This window comes from Frankia sp. CcWB2 (genome assembly GCF_977927585.1).
Genome location: NZ_CDWRCM010000038.1, coordinates 24,005 through 27,770, shown reverse-complemented (window position 1 = coordinate 27,770; position 3,766 = coordinate 24,005). Strand labels below are relative to the sequence as shown.

The window sequence follows — 3,766 nt, the reverse complement described above, 5'->3', positions numbered from 1 at the left end:
ACAGATCCAGATGCGCAGCTTATCTTCGACGAGGCCGGAGCCTTCTGCGACCTGCAGGAACAGGACCCACACTATTCGGGTGGCTTCGGTGATGCGAGCGTCCACGCCACCGCCGCCTGCTATTTCAACAGCGGAAACGGCGCACCGTATGTGGCCGAGAACATCTCGATCAAGACGCAGCTTTCCTACTCGGTGCTTCCTCCGTACTTCGAATTCGATCCGATTGGGGAACCATGTGTCGACTCGCGGCCGAACAGGTATAGTTACGAGGCGCCCTGTCACCGGCCGTGCCGGGACTACGGCTGGTATAAGGGCGAGTCTGAGATCGCCGTGACGATCAGGGGAGTGACCAAAGTGGGTTACGTCGACAACACCAAGTTGATCGAGGATTGTCCCGTACCACCGGCCTAGCGTCGAGTCGGGCGAGTCCTCATATCTGGCCGTCTATCACATGTACGATCTTGGTTATCACCCTTCGGTTGTCCCCGCATGATGAGTGAGCCCCTGCGCCGCAGCCTCCCGTGGCGCGCCCAGTAACTGCTGGGCGCGCCACGGGCGCTCGGTGTGCTCGCGGAGCTCGTCGGCCTGCGGCTGGGCGCCGTCCGAGATGCGTACGCCGGAAGTCCCGAACCACCTGTATGCCTTTCAACACTGAGGACGAACATGATCGGCCCGCTCCACGCCGCCGGGTGGGCCAGCCGCCGGCGCGAGCACAGCCCTCAGCCACGGACCGTGTTGGAACCTTACGTCGACGCGCTGCAGGACGTGGAACGCCTCACTGCCGTCACCCTGCGCGCCGTCTCCGGCTGGGCGTGGTATCCCCTACAGCAGTCCGTGCGGCAGTTCCTGCTTGCCGACGCTCCGGTCCTCGCCGATGTCGCCGTGCGGCTGTCGGCTGCGCCGGCGGCGTGGTGGTGGTGGGAGCCGCTACGCCGCCAGGACCAGATCCTGCTGGGCTCTCCCGCGACCCCACCCGATCTCGACGAACTCGCCGCCCGGGCCACTCCCCGGGAGGCCCCCCGGTTCCGCCTGCCCGCCGGCATCCGCACCTCGACCAGGCTGGGCCCCAGGCTCCCCGCCACCCAGCTCTGCGACGTCGGCGTCACGTCGCGGCACGGACCGCAGATCGGTTGCTGGAGTGTGCCGGTTACCGCCCACGCGCGCGTTTACGAGCTACATGGCCCCAGCGACTGGTTGCGCCTATGCGAGCGCCATCCGACCGTCGCCAACGTGCCCGGCGAATGGCTGACCTGGGGCATTCATACGCCTTGGGCGCTCAGCCCCGACTGGCGCGCCGTCGCCCACGAATGGGACGCCATACACCTCAGCGTCGCCGGACTGCTGACCGCATGCGGCAATCCCATGGTCACGGGAGCACGCGGGACGATCGCTGAGACTGCGGACAGCGAGATAACCATCTGGTTCCGTCCCTGCTTCGGCCGACCAACGCTATCCGCCATCTGGGACACCGAGCGGGATGACCTCCCAGCAGCCACGACGACGTCCGAGACGCCCCGCCGGGAAGGTCGAAGCCGACCGCCCGACGGATGACGTGGTGGGCCCCGTGAGCCACAGTAAGAGCGTGTCTTACGTGGGGTGTCTCCACCTTCCACCGGTGCCGGCCGAGGCGTTCGGTGCTCTCCACGCCGCGGCGGGCGATACGAACCGCGATACGGCGTCGGCGCAGGAAACAGCGCAGGTCCGGCTGGTCGTAGGCCTTGCCCGCACGCAGCTTGCCCGGGTGGCGTCGCCGCGGGCCGTGCGGGGAACGGACCGCGGGGATGCTGGCGACCAGCGGGATGTCGAAGCGCGGTTCGAGTGCGTGTTAGATTACCGGTGTTCTACGTGTAATTACCATGGTCAAGAATGTATTATTTTCATGATCGGATGTTGGTGCGCGCCTACGTTCCTCGCCTGCTCGACGTGGAGCTGCAGGATGTCCTCGCCTCCCACCCAGCCGTCCTCGTCGTCGGCCCCCGGGCGTGCGGCAAGACAACCACGACCCGGCGTGTCTGCCAGTCGATCCTGCGGCTGGACGTCCCGGCGCAGGCCGCGGTCGTCAGGGCCGACGCCGACGCGGCGCTGCGCGGGCTCGAGGAGCCTGTCCTGATCGACGAGTGGCAGGTCGTGCCCGAGGTGCTCGGCGCGGTGAAGCGGGCCGTCGATGACGATCCGCGCCCAGGGAGGTTCGTGCTCACCGGATCGTCGCAGGCCGACCTCACCGCCTCGGGCTGGCCTGCTACCGGCCGAATCGTCCGGCTGACGATGTATCCCCTCGTCGGTCGGGAACGCCACGGCGACCCGACCGCACCCTCGCTCATCGACCGGATCCTCGACGCCGACGCGGACGCGTTCGCGGATCCGCCTACCGGCTGGGACCTGCACACCTACCTGACCGAGGCACTCAGCAGCGGCTGGCCGGAGGCGCTGCGAACCGAGGCCGACCGAGCGCGCGACCGCTGGCTGACCGGCTACGTCGACCACCTCGCGACCCGGGAAGCCCCGGCCCTCGGCGTCGTACGAGACCCCCTGCGACTTCGCAGATATCTCCAGGCGATCGCCGCCAACACCGCCGGCTCGCCGACCCACAAGCTGCTCTACGACTCGGCGGGCATCGGACGCGACGCCGCCGTAGCCTACGACGACCTCCTCGACACCCTCATGATCACCCAGCGGGTCCCCGCCTGGGCGCGCAACCGCACGAGTCGCGCGGTCCGGCTGCCCAAGCGGTACCTCACCGACCCCGGCCTCCTTGCCCCGTTGCTCCGTATCGACCACCGCCGCGCGCTCCGCGACGGCGACCTACTCGGACGCATCATCGACACCCTCGTCGCCGCACAGTTCCGCGCCGAGTGCGCGCTGAGCGTAGTCGGCGCCGACATGTACCACCTGCGCGACGCCAACGGCCGCCGTGAGATCGACCTGCTCCTCGAAGCCCGAGACAGCCAGATCGTCGCCGTTGAAGTCAAAGCGTCCGCAGCCCCTTCGCGTGCCGACGCACGACACCTTGAATGGCTTCAGGCGGAGATCGGTGCGCGGTTCACACTCGGGCTCTTCGTACACACAGGCCCACGGATCTTCCAGCTCGCGGAGCGCGTCATCGCTGTCCCCGTGGCCAGCCTCTGGTCCTCGAGCTGAGAGCACCACCAGAGATTCACTGGCTGTCGGTTGTTCGTTGTTGCGGTGCGTTACTTCCATCATGCTATGCCACCAAAGAACCAGCAAGTAGCCGGGAGGAGTCTCACCTCCCGGCCATCGCAGAACCGTGTGGGAACCTCTCGATTCACACGGTTTCCATCGTCCAGCCGTCCAAGACCACGGCTTGCAGAGGTCACCGGCCCGGTCGGAGCCTCCGCACCTACCGGAGGTTCGGAACACGTGTTCAATTCCGCTTTACATTTGCGAGGCTTTGGCCGCCGCTGTCCGTCGCGCCGGGCTGGGGAATGGTGGCGGGTACCCCTGATCCGCTACGATCTCGGCGGCTATGCGACGGGAAGCGGGGGCGAGATGAGCGTCGGTGAGCGGGGTGTCACGGCCGGCGCGGTGAGCGTGCTGGTGGTCGTGGCGCCGGACCCAGAGTTGGACGTCGAGGCGGGTGATCGGCTGACGCGGCGGTTGCGCGCGGAGATCGGCGAGCTGGACGTCGAGTCGGTCGGGCTGGCGGCGGGTGGGAGCGTCCCGGAGGGCGCGGAGGTGGCCGACCCGGTCACGGTGGGGGCGATCGTGGTCGCGTTGGGCACCTCCGGCGGGGTGCTGCCGGCGCTGG

3 protein-coding genes and 2 pseudogenes are annotated in these 3,766 nt (G+C 68.0%); 4 read left to right on the top strand and 1 reads right to left on the bottom strand.

Annotated elements, in window-relative coordinates; translation table 11 throughout:
• Both ACY45C_RS06405 and ACY45C_RS06400 read left to right on the top strand, forming a co-directional pair.
• Positions 1-411: hypothetical protein (locus ACY45C_RS06405; protein WP_462186721.1), on the top strand; the 411-nt coding region annotated here is incomplete at its 5' end.
• A gap of 252 nt (positions 412-663) precedes the next feature.
• The gene (locus ACY45C_RS06400) at positions 664-1,551 is read left to right on the top strand and encodes a hypothetical protein (protein WP_462186720.1); all 888 of its coding nucleotides are present in this window, start codon (positions 664-666) and stop codon (positions 1,549-1,551) included.
• 49 nt (positions 1,552-1,600) lie between these two features.
• Here the strand turns inward: ACY45C_RS06400 and ACY45C_RS06395 are convergent.
• Positions 1,601-1,795: pseudogene (locus ACY45C_RS06395) on the bottom strand (IS5/IS1182 family transposase); the annotation flags it as partial.
• A gap of 92 nt (positions 1,796-1,887) precedes the next feature.
• Between ACY45C_RS06395 and ACY45C_RS06390 the strand changes: the two are divergent.
• Positions 1,888-3,138: an ATP-binding protein gene (locus ACY45C_RS06390; RefSeq protein WP_462186727.1), complete on the top strand. Its 1,251-nt coding sequence runs from the start codon at positions 1,888-1,890 to the stop codon at positions 3,136-3,138.
• 369 nt (positions 3,139-3,507) lie between these two features.
• Positions 3,508-3,766: pseudogene (locus ACY45C_RS06385) on the top strand (hypothetical protein); the annotation flags it as partial.

Excerpts from the sequence above, each read along its gene's own strand:
- ACY45C_RS06390 (WP_462186727.1), top strand. The coding sequence starts at position 1,888 with ATGTTGGTGCGCGCCTACGTTCCTCGCCTGCTCGACGTGGAGCTGCAG.
- ACY45C_RS06400 (WP_462186720.1), top strand. The coding sequence starts at position 664 with ATGATCGGCCCGCTCCACGCCGCCGGGTGGGCCAGCCGCCGGCGCGAG.